The following is a 19926-nucleotide window of genomic DNA, read 5'->3' on the forward strand; positions in this document are numbered from 1 at the left end:
CGGAGGGTCCCGAACGAAACGCGGCGCAGGACAGGCCTGATCGCATGGGAGACTGGAGCAATGCTCCGCGTGCTCACGGCCGGCGAATCGCACGGCCCAGAACTCATCGCCGTCATGGAGGGTCTGCCCTCCGGCGTGCCGGTGTCGTCCGAGGCCATCCAGGCCGATCTCGCCCGCCGCAAGCTCGGCTACGGCCGCGGCTCGCGGATGAAGTTCGAGCAGGACGAGCTGTCGATCTCGGGCGGCGTCCGCCACGGCAAGACCCTCGGCAGCCCGATCGCGCTGCGCATCGGCAACACCGAGTGGCCGAAGTGGATCGAGGTCATGAACCCCGAGCCGGTGGAGCTCACCGACAAGTCCCGTGGTCGCAGCGCCCCGCTGACGCGTCCGCGTCCCGGGCACGCCGACCTCGTCGGCATGCAGAAGTACGACTTCGACGAGGCGCGTCCGATCCTCGAGCGCGCGAGCGCCAGGGAGACCGCCGCCCGCGTCGCGCTCGGCGCGATCGCCCGCTCCTTCCTCGGCGAGCTGGGCATCCGTCTCGTCAGCCACACTCTCTCGATCGGACCGGTCCGGGTGCCCGAGGGCTCGGCGCTCCCGACCCCCGACGACGTCGACGTGCTGGACGCCGATCCGCTGCGCTGCTTCGACCCCGCGACCTCCGCGCTGATGGTCGCCGAGGTCGACGACGCGAAGAAGGACGGCGACACGCTCGGCGGCATCGTCGAGGTGCTCGCGTACGGCCTCCCGCCGGGCCTCGGCTCGCACGTGCACTGGGACCGCCGCCTGGACGCCCGTCTCGCCCAGGCGCTGATGAGCATCCAGGCCATCAAGGGCGTCGAGGTCGGCGACGGCTTCGAGACGACGCGCCGACGCGGCTCGGCCGCTCACGACGAGCTGTTCGCCACGGCCGACGGGATCTCTCGTGGCTCCGACCGGGCCGGCGGCACAGAGGGCGGCATGTCGACCGGGACCGTGCTGCGCGTCCGCGCGGGCATGAAGCCCATCGCGACGGTCCCGCACGCACTGCGCACGATCGATGTGGCGACGGGGGAGGACGCGACCGCGCACCACCAGCGCTCCGACGTCTGCGCCGTTCCGGCTGCCGGAGTCGTGGCGGAGGCCATGGTCGCTGTCGAGCTCGCCCGCGCCGTGCTGGAGAAGTTCGGCGGCGACAGCGTCCGCGAGACGCGTCGCAACCTCGAGGGGTACCTCGCGGGCATTCCGGCGGAGCTGCGCACGACTCCCGCGTCCGAGGCGGCGCTCATCGCGCATGACGAGCGCGACTGACCCGCTCACGCTGGTGCTGGTGGGCCCGATGGCCGCCGGCAAGACCAGCGTCGGCAGGCGCGTGGCGCGCCGGTTGAGCGTGCCGTTCATCGACACCGACAAGCGGATCGTCGCCGCGCACGGCCCGATCCCGACGATCTTCGCCGAGCACGGGGAGCCGCACTTCCGCGAACTGGAGCGCGCCGCTGTGGCCGCCGCGCTGTCGGAGGGCGGGGTGATCTCGCTCGGCGGCGGCGCGGTGACGGATGCCGGCACGCGCGCGCTCCTGCGACAGCATCCGGTCGTCTTCCTGACGGTGAGCGCGGATGCGGTGGCCGATCGCATCCGCGGCGGGAGCCGTCCGCTGCTGGCGGGGGAGGACCCTGTGGACCGCTGGATCCGGATCTTCGAGGAACGGCGCGGCTGGTACGACGAGGTGGCCTCGACGACGTTCGACACGTCGCGACGCCCGATGCAGAGGATTGCCGACGAGATCGTGGCATGGAGGAGAGAACAGCGATGAGCACGACGACCATCAGTGTCACGGGGAACGACGAGTACGACATCACCATCGGACGGGGTGTGCTCGATCAGGTATCGGCCGCGCTCGCGCCGACCGTGCGCAAGATCCTCGTGGTGCACCCTCCGACGCTCGCCGCTCGCGCCGCCGAGCTGCGCGACCGTCTGCTCGCCGACACCGAGAACGGACAGCGCGAGGTGCTTCTCGCCGAGATCCCGGATGCCGAGCAGGGCAAGCGCGTCGAGGTGGCGGCCTTCTGCTGGCAGGTCATGGGACAGGCGGACTTCACCCGCAGCGATGCCGTGATCGGCTACGGCGGAGGCGCGGTGACCGACCTCGCGGGCTTCGTGGCCGCGACGTGGCTGCGCGGGGTGCAGCTCATCCAGGTTCCCACGACGGTGCTCGGACTCGTGGACGCGGCTGTCGGAGGCAAGACGGGCATCAACACCGCCGAGGGCAAGAACCTCGTCGGCGCGTTCTGGGCGCCGGCCGCGGTCATCGGCGACCTCGACGAGCTCGCCAGCCTCAGCCCGAACGAGGCCACCGCCGGTTTCGCGGAGGTCGTGAAGGCGGGATTCATCTGGGCGCCGGAGATCCTCGACATCGTCGAAGCGGATCCCGCGCGGGCCGTCGACCCGACGACCGAGGAGTTCCGCCGCGCCGTCGAGCTCGCCATCGACATGAAGGCCAAGGTCGTCTCCGACGACTTCCGCGAGGCGGGCCTCCGCGAGATCCTCAACTACGGCCACACCCTCGGTCACGCGATCGAGCACGCGGAGCGCTACCGCTGGCGGCACGGCGCGGCGGTGTCCGTCGGCATGCTCTACGCGGCGGAGCTCTCGCGTCTGGCGGGGCGTCTGTCCGACACCGCGGCCGAGCGGCACCGGACCGTGCTGGAATCCCTCGGCCTGCCGACCACGTATCGCGCCGGTGCGTGGCCGCAGCTGCTCGCGACGATGCAGCGCGACAAGAAGAGCCGCGGCGGGATGCTCCGCTTCATCCTGCTCGACGACATCGCGAAGCCCACCGTGCTGCAGGCCCCCGACGAGTCGCTGCTCTTCGCCGCCTACCAGGAGGTCGGCGCGTGAGCATGGTCATCCGGCGCGTGCGCGCGGATGAGGGGGAGCGGGTCCGCGATCTGCGCCTCGACGCGGTCCGTGACCCGGACGCCTCCATCGCGTTCCTGCACTCCTATGAGACGGAGGCGGCGCACCCGGACGAGTTCTGGCACGATCGTGCCGCGAACGCCGCCGAGGGTGACGGCGTGGCGCAGTTCGTCGCCGAGCGGGATGCCGAGTGGGTCGGCACCGTCACGGTGATCCGGTGGAAGGTCGGAGACACGGACCATCATGGGCGCGTGGTGTCCGTCGCCCGCGGCGACGTCGTCGGCGTCTTCGTCCGTCCCGAGAACCGGGCCGGCGGCACGGTCGACGCGTTGCTCGATGCAGCGGCCGAGTGGGCGCGCTCACTCGGCGACGGTGCGCTCGCCCTCGACGTGCACGTCGACAATCAGCGGGCCCAGGGCGCGTATCGCCGCGCGGGATTCGTCGAGACCGGCCTGCGCTTCACCGGATCCATCGGACCCGAGCTCGAGATGAGCCGTCCGCTCGTGTCCGCGGATAGTGTGTCATCGTGACCGCGAATCCGCGCCTGCTCCTCGTGAACGGCCCCAACCTCAACCTGCTCGGCACGCGTGAGCCCGAGGTGTACGGCACGGCGACTCTCGCCGACGTCGAGCGTCTGACCGCCGAGGCCGCCGGTGCGCTGGGTTACGACGTGCGTGCGATCCAGAGCAATCACGAGGGCGTGCTCATCGACGCCATCCACGCGGCACGCGAGGACTGCGTCGGCATCGTCATCAACCCCGGCGGGCTCACGCACACCTCGGTCGCGCTCCGCGATGCGCTCACGGGTGTGGCGCTCCCGTTCGCCGAGGTGCACATCTCCGACGTGTACGCCCGCGAGGAGTTCCGTCACCACTCCTACCTCCACGATGTCGCCGCCGTGCGTGTGATCGGCCGGGGGATCGACGGCTATGCCGACGCCGTGCGGGAGCTCGTCGGCTCGCTCTGAGACGTCCGTTTCCGGGCCGCGTCCGCGCATCCCGTAGAATCGACTGTCGGCCCTGCCTGTATCGCGCGGGAGAGGCCGGCCCCACAGACTCAGGAACGGAACTCTCAGCGCATGGCATCTACCGCAGACATCAAGAACGGCGTCGTTCTCAGCATCGACGGACAGCTCTGGAACGTCATCGAGTTCCAGCACGTCAAGCCCGGCAAGGGCGGCGCGTTCGTGCGGACCAAGCTGAAGAACGTCGTGTCCGGCAAGGTCGTCGACCGCACGTACAACGCGGGCGCGAAGATCGACATCGAGAACGTCGACCGCCGCGATTTCACCTACCTGTACGCCGACGGCGACAGCTTCGTCTTCATGGACACCTCCGACTACGACCAGATCACCGTCGGTGCGGCGACCGTGGGCGACGCGAAGAACTTCCTGCTCGAGAACCAGCAGGTCACGATCGCGCTGAACAACGGCAACCCGCTGTACATCGATCTGCCCGCCTCCGTCATCCTCGAGGTGACGTACACGGAGCCCGGCCTGCAGGGCGACCGCTCGTCGGCCGGCACGAAGCCCGCCACCGTCGAGACCGGCTACGAGATGCAGGTCCCGCTGTTCGTCGAGACCGGCACCCGGATCAAGGTCGACACCCGCACGGGTGACTACCTCGGCCGCGAGAAGTAAGGCGTGAGCGCCCGCACGAAGGCGCGTAAGCGCGCTCTCGACATCCTCTTCTCCGCCGACGTCCGCGGCGACGACCTCTCGGTCACCCTCGCCGCCGAGGCGAAGCGCGCCGCGAGCGAGCCCGCGCGCGAAGCCTCCTGGCTGTACGCCCGCGAGATCGTGGACGGCATCATCGACCAGCGCGACGAGATCGACGAGCAGATCACCACGCACAGCCGTGACTGGAAGCTCGAGCGGATGCCCGCGGTCGATCGCGCCCTGCTCCGCATCGGCGTGTGGGAGATCCTGCACAACGACGCGGTGCCCACGGCCGTGGCCATCGACGAGGCGGTGGAGCTCGCCAAGGAGTTCTCGACCGACGATTCCGGTGCTTTCGTGCACGGCGTCCTCGCCCGGGTCGCCCGCGCCTCCTGATCGGTTCGTCCGAGTCGCGGCCTCCATGTCGGATGCCGCGGGAAGGATACGGGCATGCCCGCACCGCACGTCGACCTCCGCGACCTCATGCAGATCACGGACGCCGGTGGGTACGCGCGCGGGCTCGCGTACTTCCGTGAAGGGAACGTGCTCGACCTCGTCTGGGACGAGGACCTGCAGGAGCTCGAAGGCCATGTGAAGGGCAGCCAGGGCGCGCAGTACCTGGTCGAGGTCGGCTTCGTGTCGTCGAACGGCAAGCGGCACGTCCGATCCACGCGGTGCTCGTGCCCCGTGCGTTCCGCCTGCAAGCACGTCGTCGCCGCCCTGCTCGCCTCGAACGTCCACGAGTACTCCCAGCAGAGCGGCGCGCGAGTCGTCGAACCTGCCGTGGCCGCTCCCGCCCCCGCGCCCCCTGCCGCGGCCTCCTGGCGTGCGCTGGTCGATCCCGCGGTCACGGCGCAGACCCATCCGCTGGCGCTCGGGGTGGAGCTGCGACACCGTGAGCCGCGCGGCGACAATCACTGGGCACCGCGTGCCGTGCGACCGGCGACGCCCAGAGACCTCGCCCGGTCGACCGGCGAGCTGCTCCTGGCGATCCGACCGCTGATGCGCAGCCAGCAGACCGGTGCCTGGATCCAGGGGCACGCCGGCTGGGACACGGTGCGACGGGACGCGGCGCAGTTCGGGCGGACCCAGACCCGCTGGTTCGGCGATCTGCTCAGCATCTCGCGCGACTCGCTGCTCTCCGGCAACGCCGGCGACTGGCTGGTCGTCGACCAGATCGAATCGGGACTCCTGTGGGGGCACCTGCGCGCGGGTGCGGCTCTCGGCATCCCGATGGTGACGAGTCAGAAGAACGCCACCGTGCGCCTCGCCGATGCGGCGGAGATCTCGGCGATGATCACCCGCGACGACGACGGCGCACTGACGGTTGCCGCGGATGCCATGATCGACGGCCAGCAGGTCTCCGCGTCCTCCGTGCATCCGATCGGCCGATCCGGGGTGTACTCGGCGGTCTTGATGGGCAGCCGGATGCAGATCACTCTCGCCGAGGTGCCGCTCAGCGACCAGGTGCGGGCTCTCCTCGAGGCGCCGCGGCCCATCGTGGTCCCGGCCGATGAGGAGGAGGCGTTCGTCACCGAGGCCTACCCGCTGCTCGCGCGGCGCACTGCCGTGCAGACGGTGGGCGACGTCGCACTGCCGGAGATCCCCGCGCCGGAGCCCGTGCTGAACGTCGCCTTCGAACGCGGGGATGTCGTCAGCTACTCGTTCGCCTGGTCGTACCGCGGATTCGGGACGGTGCCGTTCGCGGCCGGTCGGACCGCTGTCCGCGATCCGGAGGCCGAGGCGGCGCGGCGTGCCCAGCTCGAGACGGTCTGGCACGAGCACACGACGAACCGGTTCGCGCCCACGGGCTCGTTCCACGACATCGACGCTGCGGCTTTCGTCGCCCAGGTCGTGCCCGCGTTCGAGGCTGCCGGGGTCACGGTGGTCACGACCGGCACGCGCAAGGAGTACCGCGAGCTCACCGGCGTTCCCGAGGTGACGGTCTCGACGGTCGAGACGACGGATTCCGACTGGTTCGATCTGGGGATCATCGTGACGATCGACGGGCGGAGCATCCCGTTCGGGCCCCTGTTCACGGCGCTCAGCAGAGGGAAGAAGAAGCTGCTGCTCTCCGCCGGCGGCTACTTCACCCTCGATCATCCGGCGCTCGATCGTCTGCGCGAGCTCATCGAGGAGGCGGGCGAGCTCGACGAGTGGGAGACCGGTCCGCGGATCAGCCGCTACCAGACCGATCTCTGGGAGGAGTTCGAGGATCTCGCCGACGAGGCGCAGCCGGCGGTGAGCTGGCGCTCGACCGCCGAGGGCCTCCGCCAGGCGACCGGCGTGCCCGCGACGCCCGTGCCGCCGTCGCTCCGCGCCGAGCTCCGTCCGTACCAGAAGTCAGGATTCGACTGGCTGGCCTTCCTCTGGGCGCATCGGCTGGGCGGGATCCTGGCCGATGACATGGGGCTCGGCAAGACCCTGCAGCTGCTCACCTTCGTGCAGCACACGCGCGACCGGGGCGAGCGGCGGCCGTTCCTCGTGCTGGCTCCGACCTCGGTGCTCAGCACCTGGAAGACCGAGGCGGCCCGCTTCACGCCCGAGCTGCGGGTGGCGCTCGTCGACACGACGAGCGGAACGCGTCGCGGTTCGCTGACGGATGCCGCCGCCGGGGTGGACGTCGTCGTGAGCTCCTACACGGTGGCGCGACTCGACGAGAAGGAGTTCGCCGGCGTCGAGTGGGCGGGGCTCATCCTCGACGAGGCCCAGTTCGTGAAGAATCCGAAGACGAAGCTGCATCGGGCGATCTCGACGTTCCGCGCGGACGTGACGTACGCGGTCACGGGCACTCCGATGGAGAACAGCCTCTCCGACCTGTGGTCGCTGCTGAAGCTCTCCGCTCCCGGTCTGTTCCCGTCGGCGCGCCGGTTCCGCGATCGGTACATCCAGCCGATCGAGAAGGGCAAGGTCCCGGAGAACGAGGAGGGCGGCGAGTACCGCCGTCGTCGCCTCGAGCAGCTGCGCCGCCGCATCCGTCCGCTCATGCTCCGCCGCACGAAGGAGATCGTCGCAGCCGACCTGCCGCCCAAGCAGGAGCAGGTGCTCGAGGTGGAGCTGAGCCCCGCCCACCGCGCCCTCTACGACGTGGTGCTGCAGCGCGAGCGCCAGAAGGTGCTCGGGCTGCTCGACGATCTGGATCGCAACCGCTTCATCGTGTTCCGCTCCCTGACCCTGCTGCGGATGCTGAGCCTCGCCCCGGGACTGGTCGACGAGAACGACGCCGACATCGGCTCGAGCAAGCTCGACACCCTGCTCGAGAGAGTCGTGGAGCTGCAGGCCGAAGGCCACAGGGCGCTCGTTTTCAGCCAGTTCACCTCGTTCCTCGACCTCGCTGCCGCCCGCCTCGACGCCGCGGGCATCCCCTACGCCCATCTCGACGGGTCGACCCGCCGCCGGCAGGACGTCGTGGACGGGTTCCGGTCGGGGGAGCAGGTCGTGTTCCTCATCAGCCTGAAGGCCGGCGGATTCGGACTCACCCTGACCGAGGCCGATTACGTGTTCCTGCTCGATCCCTGGTGGAACCCGGCCGCCGAGGCGCAGGCGATCGACCGCACGCATCGCATCGGCCAGACCAGTCAGGTCTTCGTGTACCGCATGATCTCGGCCGGGACGATCGAGGAGAAGGTGCGCGAGCTGCAGCAGCGCAAGGCCCGCCTCTTCACGGCAGTGATGGACGACCAGGAGCTGTTCGCCCAGTCCCTCACAGCCGACGACATCCGCGGCCTCTTCGACGACTAGCGCGTCGCCCCGACCACCGTCGGGTCGAGTATTCACGGCTGGTCTCCGCGGGCGCCCAGGAGGCCGTCGGTAGACTCTTACGGTTCACTTTCGAGAGGAATGCAATGCGGATCACGGGACTCGGCCACGCCGGGATGTTCATCGAGACGGTCGGCGGGAACATCATCTGCGACCCCGTCCTCGGACCCTCGTTCTATGGATCCTGGTTCCCGTTCCCGGACAATCGCGGCCTCGACTGGGAGCGCTTCGGCCGTGAGGCCGACTTCCTCTACATCTCGCACCGCCATCGCGACCACTTCGACCCGAAGCTGCTCGAGCGGTACATCCGCAAGGACATCGAGGTGCTGCTGCCGGAGTATCCGATCGACGATCTCGAGCAGGACATCCGCGCGCTCGGGTACACGAACATCACGTACGCGCCGGCGGGGGAGATCATCCGGCGCGGCGAGCTGAAGATCATGATCACGCCGCTGCGCGCCCCGAGCGACGGCCCGATCGGCGACTCCTCGCTGAGCGTGGACGACGGCACCGCATCCGTTCTGAACCAGAACGACTCGCACCCCCTCGACCTCGAGAAGCTGCTGGGCTTCGGCAAGCCGGATGCCTACTTCACGCAGGTCTCGGGCGCGATCTGGTGGCCCATGGTCTACGACCTGCCGCTCGACGCCAAGCAGAACTTCGCGAAGCTCAAGCGCGACGCGCAGAACAAGCGGGCGATGTACTACATCGAGAAGGTCGACGCGACGCACGTCTTCCCGATGGCCGGCCCGCCCATGTTCCTGCGGGACGACCTGTTCGACTTCAACGGCGTCGGCAGGAACGGCGAGTCGATCTTCACCGACCAGAAGCAGTTCCTCGCGCACATGAAGGAACTCGCTCCGCAGTACGACGGGCACCTGTTCGTCCCGGGGACGGTCGTGACCGTCGAGGGTGCGTCGGTGAGCACCGAGCAGTCCCTCTACACCGAGGCGGAGATCGCCCACATCTTCGATGAGAAGTGGGACTACCTCGAATCGCAGCGGGCGAGTCGGCAGCAGGAGATCCGCGACGAGGAGGCCTCGCGCGCCGAGATCATCCCGCCGGCGGAGATGCTCGAGACCCTCAAGGCGTGGTGGGAGCCGCTGCTGAAGAAGTCGCGCACCATCCGGCTCGGCGTCGGAGGATGCGTGAGGTTCAAGATCGGCGAGCTCGACATGGTGGTCGACTTCCCGCGGGCGAAGGTCCGTGAATACGCGGGGGAGGAATGCATCTACTGGTACACGATCCCCGCCGATCTCGTCTCGACCAACATCCGCGACCGCGAGATCGACTGGTCGAACTCGATCTTCCTCTCGATGCAGTTCCAGGTGGGTCGCAGCGGCAAGTTCAACGAGTTCCTGACGACGTTCCTCAAGTGCCTGTCGGTCGACCGCATCGAGTACGTCGAGAACTGGTACCAGGAGCAGACCGATCAGACCGAGGATGCCGAGGTCGGGGACTGGCTCGTGCAGCGTCGCTGCCCGCACCTGCGCGCCGACCTCACGAAGACGGGGAAGGTCGACGAGGACGGCGTCCTCACCTGCAGCATGCACGACTGGAAGTGGGACCTGAAGACCGGTCGGTGCCTGACCACGAGCGGCCACCCGATCCGCTCGTCGAGAATCGTAGAGACGGGCGTTCCGGGGGAGGCGCTGCCTCAGGCGAGTTGACCTGTACCACCACCCGTACTGGTGGGTCACTGCGGCCACTGTCTGCGAACGCGGTGTCGAGGTCGTCGGAGCCTGAGCCGCTCCGATAGACTGAAGCCACAAGCAACCTTTAACACCGTCCTGTGAGGCGGAGAAGGGAGCGGCTGATGAGCGCACGCACCGTGCTGCACGAAGCCGACGTATCGCGGGCTCTGACCCGTATCGCGCACGAGATCCTCGAGTCGAATCGAGGGGCTGAGAACCTCGTCCTGCTGGGCATTCCGACCCGCGGCGTCACTCTCGCCCACCGCCTGTCGCGCCTGATCGGCGAGATCGCGCAGACCCCGGTCGCCGTCGGCGCGCTGGACGTCACGCTGTTCCGCGACGACCTGGCCAAGCACCCGACGCGGTCCCCGCACCCGACCGAGATCCCGGACGGCGGGATCGACGGGAAGACGGTCGTGCTGGTCGACGACGTGCTCTTCTCCGGTCGCAGCATCCGCGCGGCGCTCGACGCGATCCAGTCGATCGGACGACCGGCCGTCGTGCGGCTCGCGATCCTCGTCGACCGCGGTCATCGCGAGCTCCCGATCCGGCCCGACTTCATCGGCAAGAACATCCCCTCCGCCCGCTCCGAGCGGGTCAACGTGCGCCTCACCGAGAACGACGGGGCCGAGGAGGTGACGATCGGCGAATGAGACACCTCCTCGACACCCGCACGCTCGACCGGGCGACAGCCCTCCGCATCCTCGACATCGCCGAGGACATGTCCGACACCCAGTCCCGCGAGGTGAAGAAGCTCCCGACGCTCCGCGGCAAGACGGTCGTGAACCTCTTCTTCGAGGACTCGACCCGCACCCGCATCTCCTTCGAGGCCGCCGCCAAGCGCCTCTCCGCGGACGTGATCAACTTCGCGGCCAAGGGCTCGAGCGTCTCGAAGGGCGAGAGTCTGAAGGACACGGCGCAGACCCTGGAGGCCATCGGCGCGGATGCCGTCGTCGTGCGTCATCCCGGATCCGGCGCCCCGCAGACGCTCGCGACCAGCGGATGGATCTCGGCCGGTGTGGTGAACGCCGGCGACGGCACGCACGAGCACCCGACGCAGGCGCTGCTCGACGCCTTCACGATCCGCAAGCGCCGCTTCGGCGCCGACAGCCGCGGGCGCGATCTCGCCGGACTCCGGATCGTCATCGTGGGCGACGTGCTGCATTCGCGGGTCGCACGCTCGAACGTCTGGCTCCTCACGACCCTCGGCGCATCCGTGACTCTCGTCGCTCCGCCGACGCTCGTGCCGCAGAACGTGTCGCTCTGGCCGGTCCGGGTCGTCTTCGACCTCGACGAGGCACTGGCGGAGGAGCCGGACGCCGTGATGATGCTGCGGATCCAGCTCGAGCGGATGAACGCGGCGTATTTCCCGACTGAGCGGGAGTATTCGCGCCGCTGGGGGCTCGACGCACGGCGTGTGGCCGGGCTCCCGGACGGTAGCATTGTCATGCACCCCGGACCCATGAACCGTGGACTGGAGATCTCCTCCGAAGCAGCCGATTCCGACCGCTCGACGGTGCTGGAGCAGGTCACCAACGGAGTGTCCGTCCGCATGGCGGTGCTGTACCTGCTGCTGGCAGGAGAACGAGACGACGAACGAGGGGGAGACCTGTGAGCGAGACCCTCGTCATCACCGGTGCACAGCTGCTCGGTGCGGAGAGCGCCGACATCATCGTCGAGGGCGGTGTCATCACCGAGATCGGCAGCGGCCTGAGCCGCGCAGGTGCACGCGTCATCGACGCCGACGGACTCGTCGCACTGCCGGGCCTCGTCGACCTGCACACGCATCTGCGCGAGCCCGGCTACGAGGCATCCGAGACGATCCTCACCGGCACGAGGGCGGCGGCGGCCGGTGGTTTCACGGCCGTCTTCGCCATGCCGAACACGTCGCCGGTCGCCGACACGGCGGGTGTGGTCGAACAGGAGCTCGCGCTCGGCGAGGCCGCCGGATACGCCACGGTGCAGCCCATCGGCGCCGTCACGGTCGGCCAGAAGGGCGAGCGTCTCGCCGAGCTGGGGGCCATGGCCACCTCCCGGGCGCAGGTGCGCGTCTTCAGCGACGACGGCTTCTGCGTGTTCGACCCGCTGATCATGCGCCGGGCCCTCGAGTACGTGAAGTCCTTCGACGGCGTGATCGCGCAGCACGCGCAGGACCCGCGGCTCACCGAGGGCGCGCAGATGAACGAGGGGACCGTCTCGGCGGAGCTGGGTCTCGCCGGATGGCCCGCGGTCGCGGAGGAGTCGATCATCGCCCGCGACGTGCTCCTCGCCGAGCACGTCGGTTCGCGGCTGCACGTGTGCCACCTCTCGACGGCCGGTTCGGTCGACATCATCCGCTGGGCCAAGAAGCGCGGCATCGCGGTCACCGCCGAGGTGACACCGCACCACCTGCTGCTGACCGACGAGCTCGTGCGCGGCTACGACGCGCGCTACAAGGTCAACCCGCCGCTGCGGCGGGAGGAGGACGTGCTGGCCGTGCGTGAAGGACTCGCGGACGGCACGATCGACATCGTCGCGACGGATCACGCCCCGCACCCCAGCGAGCACAAGGCCTGCGAGTGGCAGGCGGCCGCGAACGGCATGGTCGGCCTCGAGAGCGCGCTGCGCGTCGTGCACCAGTCGATGGTGCAGACCGGGCTCATCGGCTGGGGCGACGTGGCCAGGGTCATGAGCGCGGCTCCCGCGCGCATCGGACGGCTTGCCGGACACGGAACGCCCCTCGAGGTCGGGGCTGCCGCGCAGATCACCCTCTACGACGCCTCGGTCGCCGGTGTCTTCACGGAAGCCGACCTCCACGGGCGCAGCGTGAACTCGCCGTACCTCGGTCGCGCGCTCCCCGGACGGGTCGAGTTCACCGTCCATGGCGGCACGCTCACGGTCGACGGCGGCGCGGTCGTCGAGGAGCTGAACGCGTGACGCGCGAACTCGCCATCGCGATCATGATCGCCGTGGCCGTGCTCATCCTGCTCGCGATGCTGTTCGCGTGGCGACGACGACTGCGCCGGGACTCCGGTCTCACCGCACCGCTCGGAGTCCCGAAGCACGCGGAGGTCGCCCGCCGCGACGAGGTGCTGTACGTCTCGACGACGCGACACGACCAGCCGCTGGAGCGGCTGGCGGTCTCGCCGCTGATCTACCGCGCCCGCGGTGAGCTCGCGGTCACGGATCGGGGTGTCGCGCTCTGCCTCGACGGCGCGCCGACGGTGTTCCTCGCCTCGTCCCGCCTCGTGCACGTCGACAGGGCCACCGTCACGATCGATCGCGTCGTCGAGCCGGGCGGGCTCATCCGCATCGCCTGGAACGTCGACGACGACACGGTCGTCGACTCCTACCTGCGCCTCGCCACCGGCGACCCGAAGAACCTCATCTCTGAACTGCAGCGGCTCGTTCCCGCTGCCCCCGACACAGGAGCCACACGATGACCTCCCTGCCCGAAACCGCCGTCCTCGTCCTGGAAGACGGCACCCGCCACACCGGTCGTGCGTACGGCGCGCGCGGTCGCACCCTCGGCGAAGTGGTGTTCGCGACCGGCATGTCCGGCTACCAGGAGACGATCACCGACCCGTCGTACGCCGGTCAGATCGTCCTGCAGACCGCACCCCACATCGGCAACACCGGCATGAACGACGAGGACGCCGAGTCCCGCCGTATCTGGGTCGCCGGCTACATCGTCCGCGACCCCTCTCGCGTCGTCTCGAACTGGCGCGCGAACGCATCCCTCGACGAGGTGCTGCTGAACGACGGCATCGTCGGCATCAGCGGGATCGACACGCGCGCGATCACTCGTCACATCCGCTCGGCCGGATCGATGCGCGGCGGGGTCTTCTCCGGCGCGGATGCCGCTCTCGACGCGGAGGAGCAGCTGCGCATCGTCCGCGAGGCACCCGAGATGGCAGGGCGGAACCTGTCCGCCGAGGTGTCGGTGGACGTCGCGACCGTGACGACCGCGATGGGACAGCGGGTCGGCAACCTCGCGGTCCTCGACCTCGGGGTGAAGCAGGCCACGATCGACAACCTGGCCGCCCGCGGCTTCGAGGTGCACGTTCTCCCGCAGAACGTGACGATCGACGAGATCCGCTCGATCGACCCGGTCGCCGTCTTCTACTCGAACGGCCCCGGCGATCCTGCCGCATCCGGCGATCACGTCGAGCTGCTGCGCGCGGTCCTCGACGACGGCCTCCCGTTCTTCGGGATCTGCTTCGGCAACCAGCTGCTCGGCCGTGCTCTCGGGCTCGGCACCTACAAGCTGCCGTTCGGTCACCGCGGCATCAACCAGCCGGTCCTCGACAAGACCACGGGCCGCGTCGAGATCACGGCGCACAACCACGGCTTCGCGGTGGACGCCCCGCTGGAGGGGACGTTCGACAGTCCGAACGGCTACGGCAAGGTCGAGGTCAGCCATGTCGGACTGAACGACAACGTGGTCGAGGGCCTCCGGGCGCTCGACATCCCCGCCTTCTCGGTGCAGTACCACCCCGAGGCCGCCGCGGGCCCTCACGACGCCAACTACCTCTTCGACCGGTTCCGCGACCTGGTCATCGCGACTCAGAAGGACAGCAAGTAATGCCCAAGCGCGACGACATCAACTCCGTCCTCGTCATCGGATCCGGTCCGATCGTCATCGGTCAGGCCTGTGAGTTCGACTACTCCGGCACCCAGGCGTGCCGCGTGCTGCGCGAGGAGGGCGTCCGGGTCATCCTGGTCAACTCCAACCCGGCCACGATCATGACCGACCCCGACTTCGCGGACGCGACGTACATCGAGCCGATCACCTGGCAGGTCATCGAGACGATCATCGCGAAGGAGCGTCCCGACGCGATCCTCCCGACCCTCGGCGGGCAGACGGCGCTCAACGCCGCGATCGAGCTGCACAACCACGGCATCCTCGAGAAGTACGACGTCGAGCTCATCGGCGCGAGCTTCGAGGCGATCAACAAGGGCGAGGATCGTCAGATCTTCAAGCAGCTGGTCCTGGATGCCGGCGCCGACGTCGCCGACTCCCGCATCGCCCACACGATGGACGAGGTGCTCGCGGCGGCCGATGAGCTGGGCTACCCGCTCGTCGTGCGCCCGAGCTTCACGATGGGCGGCCTGGGGTCCGGATTCGCGTACGACGAGAGCGACCTCCGCCGCATCGCAGGCGCGGGGCTGCGCGACTCGCCGACCACCGAGGTCCTCCTGGAGGAGTCGATCCTCGGTTGGAAGGAGTACGAGCTCGAGCTCATGCGCGACACCGCCGACAACACGGTCGTCGTCTGCTCCATCGAGAACGTCGACCCGGTCGGCGTCCACACGGGAGACTCGATCACGGTCGCACCGGCTCTGACGCTCACCGACCGCGAGTACCAGAAGCTGCGCGACATCGGCATCGACATCATCCGCGCGGTGGGCGTCGACACCGGCGGCTGCAACATCCAGTTCGCCGTCAACCCCGAGAACGGGCGCATCATCGTCATCGAGATGAACCCGCGCGTCTCCCGGTCGAGCGCCCTCGCCTCCAAGGCGACCGGCTTCCCGATCGCGAAGCTCGCAGCTAAGCTCGCGCTCGGCTATCGCCTCAACGAGATCCCGAACGACATCACGGGAGTCACCCCGGCGAGCTTCGAGCCCACGCTCGACTACGTCGTGGTGAAGGTGCCGCGATTCGCGTTCGAGAAGTTCCCGGCCGCTGACGCGACGCTGACGACGACCATGAAGTCGGTCGGCGAGGCGATGGCGATCGGTCGCAACTACGCGACCGCGCTGCAGAAGGCGCTCCGTTCACTCGAGAAGCGCGGTTCGAGCTTCCACTGGGGCACGGAGGAGCGCTCGCTCGAAGAGCTCCTGGAGATCTCGAAGATCCCGACGGACGGCCGCATCGTCACGCTGCAGCAGGCGCTCCGCAAGGGCGCGACCGTGGAGCAGGCATTCGACGCCACGGCGATCGACCCCTGGTTCCTCGACCAGATCGTGCTGATCAACGAGGTCGCCGAGATCGTGCGCACGGCGCCCGAGCTGGATGCCGCGACACTCCGCTACGCGAAGGAGCACGGCTTCTCCGACGCGCAGCTCGCCGAGCTCCGTGGCACGACGGAGCCCGAGGTCCGCGGCGTCCGTCACGGTCTCGGCATCCGCCCGGTCTACAAGACCGTGGACACGTGCGCGGGGGAGTTCCCGGCTCTGACGCCGTACCACTACTCCAGCTACGACTTCGAGACCGAGGTCGCCCCCTCCGAGCGCACCAAGGTCGTCATCATCGGCTCGGGCCCGAACCGCATCGGGCAGGGCGTCGAGTTCGACTACTCCTGCGTGCACGCCTCGTTCGCGCTGTCGGACGCCGGGTTCGAGACCGTCATGGTCAACTGCAACCCGGAGACGGTCTCGACGGACTACGACACGTCCGACCGCCTGTACTTCGAGCCGCTGACGCTCGAGGACGTGCTCGAGGTCCTCGACGCGGAAGCCGCGAGCGGCACGATCCTCGGCGTGGTCTGCCAGCTCGGCGGACAGACCCCCCTGGGACTCGCCAAGGGGATCGAGGCGGCCGGCTACACCGTTCTCGGCACCAGCCCCGCCGCCATCGATCTCGCCGAGGAGCGCGAGCTGTTCTCGCGCCTGCTCGACGAGGCGGGGCTCGTCGCCCCGCGCAACGGCACCGCGATCGACGTCGAGGGTGCCGTGCGCATCGCCGAGGAGATCGGCTACCCCGTGCTCGTGCGCCCGAGCTTCGTCCTCGGCGGCCGCGGCATGGAGATCGTCTACGACACGGCATCGCTGCGCGACTACTTCGTGCGCACCGCCGGCGAGGTCGTCATCGAGGAGGGCAAGCCCCTGCTCGTCGACCGCTTCCTGGACGATGCGATCGAGCTCGACGTCGACGCGCTGTACGACGGCACCGACCTCTACATCGGCGGCGTCATGGAGCACCTCGAGGAAGCCGGCATCCATTCCGGCGACTCCAGCTGCACGCTCCCTCCGGTCTCGCTCGGACGCACCGATGTCGACCGTGTGCGCGAGGCGACCCTCGCCATCGCCGAAGGCGTGGGCGTGCGCGGCCTGCTGAACGTGCAGTTCGCGATCAGCGCCGGCGTGCTCTACGTGATCGAGGCGAACCCCCGCGCCAGCCGCACGGTGCCCTTCGTGTCCAAGGCGCTCGGCATCCCGATGGCGAAGGCCGCGAGCCGCGTCATGACCGGCTCCACGATCGCGGAGCTGCGTGCCGAGGGCATGCTGCCGCAGCAGGACGGCTCCCGCGTCCCGCTCGGCGCCCCGGTCGCGGTCAAGGAGGCCGTGCTGCCGTTCAAGCGCTTCCGCACGGCGGACGGCAAGACGGTCGACTCCGTGCTCGGCCCGGAGATGCGCTCCACGGGTGAGGTCATGGGCATCGACCGCGACTTCCCGACGGCCTTCGCGAAGAGCCAGGCGGCGGCCTACGGCGGCATGCCCACCTCGGGCACCGTGTTCATCTCGGTCGCCGACTCCGACAAGCGCGCGGTGATCCTGCCGGCGCACCGCCTGCAGCAGCTCGGCTTCACGATCGTGGCGACCGAGGGCACCGCCGAGATCCTCTCGCGCAACGGCATCGCGGTGACCGTGGTGGAGAAGTACAGCGAGACCCAGGAGTCCGGCGCGAAGAACATCGTCGACCTGATCAACGAGGGTGCGATCGACATCGTCGTGAACACGCCCTCCGGTGGTGCGGCCCGTGCCGACGGCTACGAGATCCGTGCGGCGGCGGTCGCTGCCGACAAGGCGCTGTTCACCACGATGGCGGTGCTCGGCGCCGCCGTCAGCGGTATGGATGCCGCGCACGAGGGCTTCCAGGTGAAGAGTCTGCAGGAGTACGCGATCGATCGGGCGGCAGCGCTGTGAGTCAGAGCTTCGGTGAGAGGGTCCGCGGGGCGCTGGACGCCCGCGGTCCCCTCTGCGTCGGCATCGACCCGCACGCCGAGCTGCTCGCCGCGTGGGGCCTCGGTGATGACGCCGCCGGGGTGCGCGAGTTCGGGCTGCGCACCGTCGATGCCGCCGCGGGGCGCGTCGGGGTCGTCAAGCCGCAGGTCTCGTTCTTCGAGCGCTTCGGGTCGCAGGGCATCGCGGCGCTGGAAGACGTGCTCGCAGCGGCCCGCGCCGCCGGGCTGCTCGTCATCGCCGACGCGAAGCGCGGCGACATCGGTTCGACCATGGACGACTACGCCCGTGCCTGGCTGACGCCCGGCGCGCCTCTGGAAGCGGATGCCCTCACGGTGAACCCGTTCCTCGGCGTCGGAGCGCTCGACGGCACGTTCGCCCTCGCGGCGAAGCACGAGAAGGGCGTGTTCGTGCTCGCGGCGACCAGCAACCCCGAGGCCGCGGGCGTGCAGCGTGCGATCGGGGCCACCGGCCTGACGGTGTCGGCGGAGATCGTCGGCGAGGTATCGGCGCGCAACGCGGGCCTGGTCGAGCCCGGGGCGTGGGGGAGCTTCGGCTTCGTCATCGGCGCGACGGTCGACTGGGATCAGGCAGGCATCACGCCGTTCGGCCCGATCGCCCCCATCCTGGCGCCCGGTTTCGGCACCCAGGGGGCGACGCCCGCCGACCTCCGCGCACGCTTCGGCACGATGGCGGATGCCGTGATCGCCAGCGAGAGCCGCAGCATCCTCTCCGCCGGTCCTGAGGGTCTCGCCGCGGCGATCTCCCATCGCGTCGCCGAGTATCGGGAGGCCGTCGGTGTCTGAACCGCTTCGGACCGTTCCCGAGGTCGACCGCGCGGCGGCCGCACGCCGGGCCGTCGAGCGCCGACGCGCCAGGGCGTCGCTGAAGCGCGATCTCACGATGCGCGTCGTGGCACCGCAGACGGTGCTGCATCGCGCCACCGCGGATGCGGACTCGGTCGAGGGGTCCATGCGGATCACCGACTTCCTGCTCGCTCTCCCCGCCATCGGCGCCGGGAAGCGCGATCGCGTGCTGGAGGAGCTGCACATCTCCCCGGTCAAGCGTCTCGGCGGGCTCGGCGCCCGTCAGCGCGTCGTGCTGGAGACCTGGCTCGATTCCCGCTTCCCGGTGCTCGAGCCGCGCGGCGCACGCAGCCGTCTGCTCGTGCTGGCCGGTCCCACGGCGGTCGGCAAGGGCACCGTCGCGGCCCACATCCGTGAGCACAATCCCGAGATCCACCTCTCGGTGTCGGCGACGACCCGGCCTCCGCGGCCGGGTGAGATCGACGGCGTGCACTACTTCTTCGTCGATGACGCCGAGTTCGACCGCCTGATTGCCGACGACGAGCTCCTCGAGTACGCGGTGGTGCACAACCGCTCCCGTTACGGCACGCCGAGGGCGCCGATCGACGCGGCGCTGGCCGAAGGCAGGACCGTTCTGCTGGAGATCGACCTGCAGGGTGCCCGGCAGGTGCGACGCGCCGAGCCGGCCGCCACGCTCATCTTCCTGCTCCCGCCGAGCTGGGACGAACTGGTGCACCGCCTGGTCGGGCGGGGCACCGAGGAGGCGGAGGAACGCGCCAGGCGACTGCGCACCGCCAAGGTCGAACTGGCCGCCCAGAACGAGTTCGATCACCTCATCGTGAACGAGGACGTCGCCGCCGCCGCCCGTGAGGTCGTAGAATTGTCCTCAGGCTCTGCGCGCTGAGTCACCTTCGCGCGCCTTTGCACCGTCTTCGCGACGAACCCGTCGCCTGATCTGGAGGTCCCACCATGGCCGGACACCACACCAAGGGCATCATCGATCCCCCCATCGACAACCTTCTCGACCGCGTCGACTCCAAGTACGAGCTCGTGATCTACGCCGCCAAGCGCGCGCGTCAGATCAACGACTACTACTCCGACCTGCACGAGGGCAACCTCTTCGACAACGTCGGCCCGCTGGTCGACTCCTCGGTCGAGGACAAGCCGCTCACCATCGCGCTGCACGAGATCAACGAGGACAAGCTCCGCCTGCGTCACGCAGAGTGAT

The 19926-nt window shown here is 69.4% G+C and carries 18 protein-coding genes; all 18 read left to right on the forward strand.

Annotated elements, in window-relative coordinates:
* Positions 1-60 precede the first annotated feature (60 nt).
* Positions 61-1290 (forward strand): chorismate synthase, encoded by a 1230-nt coding sequence (gene aroC, locus LBN7_RS19410; RefSeq protein WP_116634924.1) that lies wholly within the window; start codon positions 61-63, stop codon positions 1288-1290.
* Positions 1274-1792 (forward strand): shikimate kinase, encoded by a 519-nt coding sequence (locus LBN7_RS19415; RefSeq protein WP_407360547.1) that lies wholly within the window; start codon positions 1274-1276, stop codon positions 1790-1792. The genes aroC and LBN7_RS19415 overlap by 17 nt, the downstream gene beginning before the upstream one ends.
* On the forward strand, positions 1789-2877 hold the full coding sequence (gene aroB / locus LBN7_RS19420; protein WP_116634926.1) for a 3-dehydroquinate synthase: 1089 nt from the start codon (positions 1789-1791) through the stop codon (positions 2875-2877). The genes LBN7_RS19415 and aroB overlap by 4 nt, the downstream gene beginning before the upstream one ends.
* Positions 2878-2879: 2 nt before the next feature.
* A complete protein-coding gene (locus tag LBN7_RS19425; RefSeq protein WP_407361735.1) occupies positions 2880-3425 on the forward strand; it encodes a GNAT family N-acetyltransferase in 546 nt (181 codons plus the stop codon).
* On the forward strand, positions 3422-3862 hold the full coding sequence (gene aroQ / locus LBN7_RS19430; protein WP_116634928.1) for a type II 3-dehydroquinate dehydratase: 441 nt from the start codon (positions 3422-3424) through the stop codon (positions 3860-3862). Before LBN7_RS19425 ends, aroQ begins: the two co-directional genes overlap by 4 nt.
* Positions 3863-3973: 111 nt before the next feature.
* The gene (gene efp, locus LBN7_RS19435) at positions 3974-4534 is read left to right on the forward strand and encodes an elongation factor P (RefSeq protein ID WP_116634929.1); all 561 of its coding nucleotides are present in this window, start codon (positions 3974-3976) and stop codon (positions 4532-4534) included.
* A gap of 3 nt (positions 4535-4537) precedes the next feature.
* On the forward strand, positions 4538-4948 hold the full coding sequence (gene nusB / locus LBN7_RS19440; RefSeq protein ID WP_116634930.1) for a transcription antitermination factor NusB: 411 nt from the start codon (positions 4538-4540) through the stop codon (positions 4946-4948).
* 54 nt (positions 4949-5002) lie between these two features.
* Positions 5003-8293 (forward strand): SNF2-related protein, encoded by a 3291-nt coding sequence (locus LBN7_RS19445; protein ID WP_407360548.1) that lies wholly within the window; start codon positions 5003-5005, stop codon positions 8291-8293.
* A 104-nt stretch (positions 8294-8397) separates the two neighbouring features.
* Positions 8398-9981, forward strand: coding sequence for a Rieske 2Fe-2S domain-containing protein (locus LBN7_RS19450; protein WP_407360549.1), 1584 nt, complete (start codon positions 8398-8400; stop codon positions 9979-9981).
* Positions 9982-10127: 146 nt separating this feature from the next.
* Positions 10128-10658 (forward strand): bifunctional pyr operon transcriptional regulator/uracil phosphoribosyltransferase PyrR, encoded by a 531-nt coding sequence (gene pyrR / locus LBN7_RS19455; protein WP_116634933.1) that lies wholly within the window; start codon positions 10128-10130, stop codon positions 10656-10658.
* Positions 10655-11620, forward strand: coding sequence for an aspartate carbamoyltransferase catalytic subunit (locus LBN7_RS19460; protein WP_341945393.1), 966 nt, complete (start codon positions 10655-10657; stop codon positions 11618-11620). The genes pyrR and LBN7_RS19460 overlap by 4 nt, the downstream gene beginning before the upstream one ends.
* Positions 11617-12921 carry a dihydroorotase gene (locus LBN7_RS19465; protein ID WP_407360550.1) on the forward strand — a complete coding sequence of 435 codons (1305 nt, stop codon included), beginning with the start codon at positions 11617-11619 and terminating at the stop codon, positions 12919-12921. The genes LBN7_RS19460 and LBN7_RS19465 overlap by 4 nt, the downstream gene beginning before the upstream one ends.
* Complete coding sequence (locus LBN7_RS19470) at positions 12918-13427, forward strand: hypothetical protein (protein WP_407360551.1); 510 nt, start codon at positions 12918-12920, stop codon at positions 13425-13427. The genes LBN7_RS19465 and LBN7_RS19470 overlap by 4 nt, the downstream gene beginning before the upstream one ends.
* On the forward strand, positions 13424-14569 hold the full coding sequence (gene carA, locus LBN7_RS19475; protein WP_116634936.1) for a glutamine-hydrolyzing carbamoyl-phosphate synthase small subunit: 1146 nt from the start codon (positions 13424-13426) through the stop codon (positions 14567-14569). The genes LBN7_RS19470 and carA overlap by 4 nt, the downstream gene beginning before the upstream one ends.
* Positions 14569-17856: a carbamoyl-phosphate synthase large subunit gene (gene carB, locus LBN7_RS19480; protein WP_407360552.1), complete on the forward strand. Its 3288-nt coding sequence runs from the start codon at positions 14569-14571 to the stop codon at positions 17854-17856. Before carA ends, carB begins: the two co-directional genes overlap by 1 nt.
* Positions 17853-18698, forward strand: coding sequence for an orotidine-5'-phosphate decarboxylase (gene pyrF, locus LBN7_RS19485; protein ID WP_407360553.1), 846 nt, complete (start codon positions 17853-17855; stop codon positions 18696-18698). The genes carB and pyrF overlap by 4 nt, the downstream gene beginning before the upstream one ends.
* On the forward strand, positions 18691-19602 hold the full coding sequence (gmk, locus tag LBN7_RS19490; RefSeq protein ID WP_116634939.1) for a guanylate kinase: 912 nt from the start codon (positions 18691-18693) through the stop codon (positions 19600-19602). Before pyrF ends, gmk begins: the two co-directional genes overlap by 8 nt.
* A 65-nt stretch (positions 19603-19667) precedes the next feature.
* Entirely contained in the window at positions 19668-19925 is a 258-nt protein-coding gene (gene rpoZ, locus LBN7_RS19495) for a DNA-directed RNA polymerase subunit omega (RefSeq protein WP_116634940.1), read from the forward strand.
* The last annotated feature ends 1 nt before the right edge of the window (position 19926 follow it).

The sequence above is a fragment of the Microbacterium sp. LBN7 genome (genome assembly GCF_045690345.1).
GTDB lineage: Bacteria > Actinomycetota > Actinomycetes > Actinomycetales > Microbacteriaceae > Microbacterium.

Excerpts from the sequence above, each read along its gene's own strand:
- aroC (WP_116634924.1), top strand. The coding sequence starts at position 61 with ATGCTCCGCGTGCTCACGGCCGGCGAATCGCACGGCCCAGAACTCATC.
- LBN7_RS19415 (WP_407360547.1), top strand. The coding sequence starts at position 1,274 with ATGACGAGCGCGACTGACCCGCTCACGCTGGTGCTGGTGGGCCCGATG.
- aroB (WP_116634926.1), top strand. The coding sequence starts at position 1,789 with ATGAGCACGACGACCATCAGTGTCACGGGGAACGACGAGTACGACATC.
- LBN7_RS19425 (WP_407361735.1), top strand. The coding sequence starts at position 2,880 with ATGGTCATCCGGCGCGTGCGCGCGGATGAGGGGGAGCGGGTCCGCGAT.
- efp (WP_116634929.1), top strand. The coding sequence starts at position 3,974 with ATGGCATCTACCGCAGACATCAAGAACGGCGTCGTTCTCAGCATCGAC.
- LBN7_RS19445 (WP_407360548.1), top strand. The coding sequence starts at position 5,003 with ATGCCCGCACCGCACGTCGACCTCCGCGACCTCATGCAGATCACGGAC.
- LBN7_RS19450 (WP_407360549.1), top strand. The coding sequence starts at position 8,398 with ATGCGGATCACGGGACTCGGCCACGCCGGGATGTTCATCGAGACGGTC.
- pyrR (WP_116634933.1), top strand. The coding sequence starts at position 10,128 with ATGAGCGCACGCACCGTGCTGCACGAAGCCGACGTATCGCGGGCTCTG.
- LBN7_RS19460 (WP_341945393.1), top strand. The coding sequence starts at position 10,655 with ATGAGACACCTCCTCGACACCCGCACGCTCGACCGGGCGACAGCCCTC.
- carA (WP_116634936.1), top strand. The coding sequence starts at position 13,424 with ATGACCTCCCTGCCCGAAACCGCCGTCCTCGTCCTGGAAGACGGCACC.
- carB (WP_407360552.1), top strand. The coding sequence starts at position 14,569 with ATGCCCAAGCGCGACGACATCAACTCCGTCCTCGTCATCGGATCCGGT.
- rpoZ (WP_116634940.1), top strand. The coding sequence starts at position 19,668 with ATGGCCGGACACCACACCAAGGGCATCATCGATCCCCCCATCGACAAC.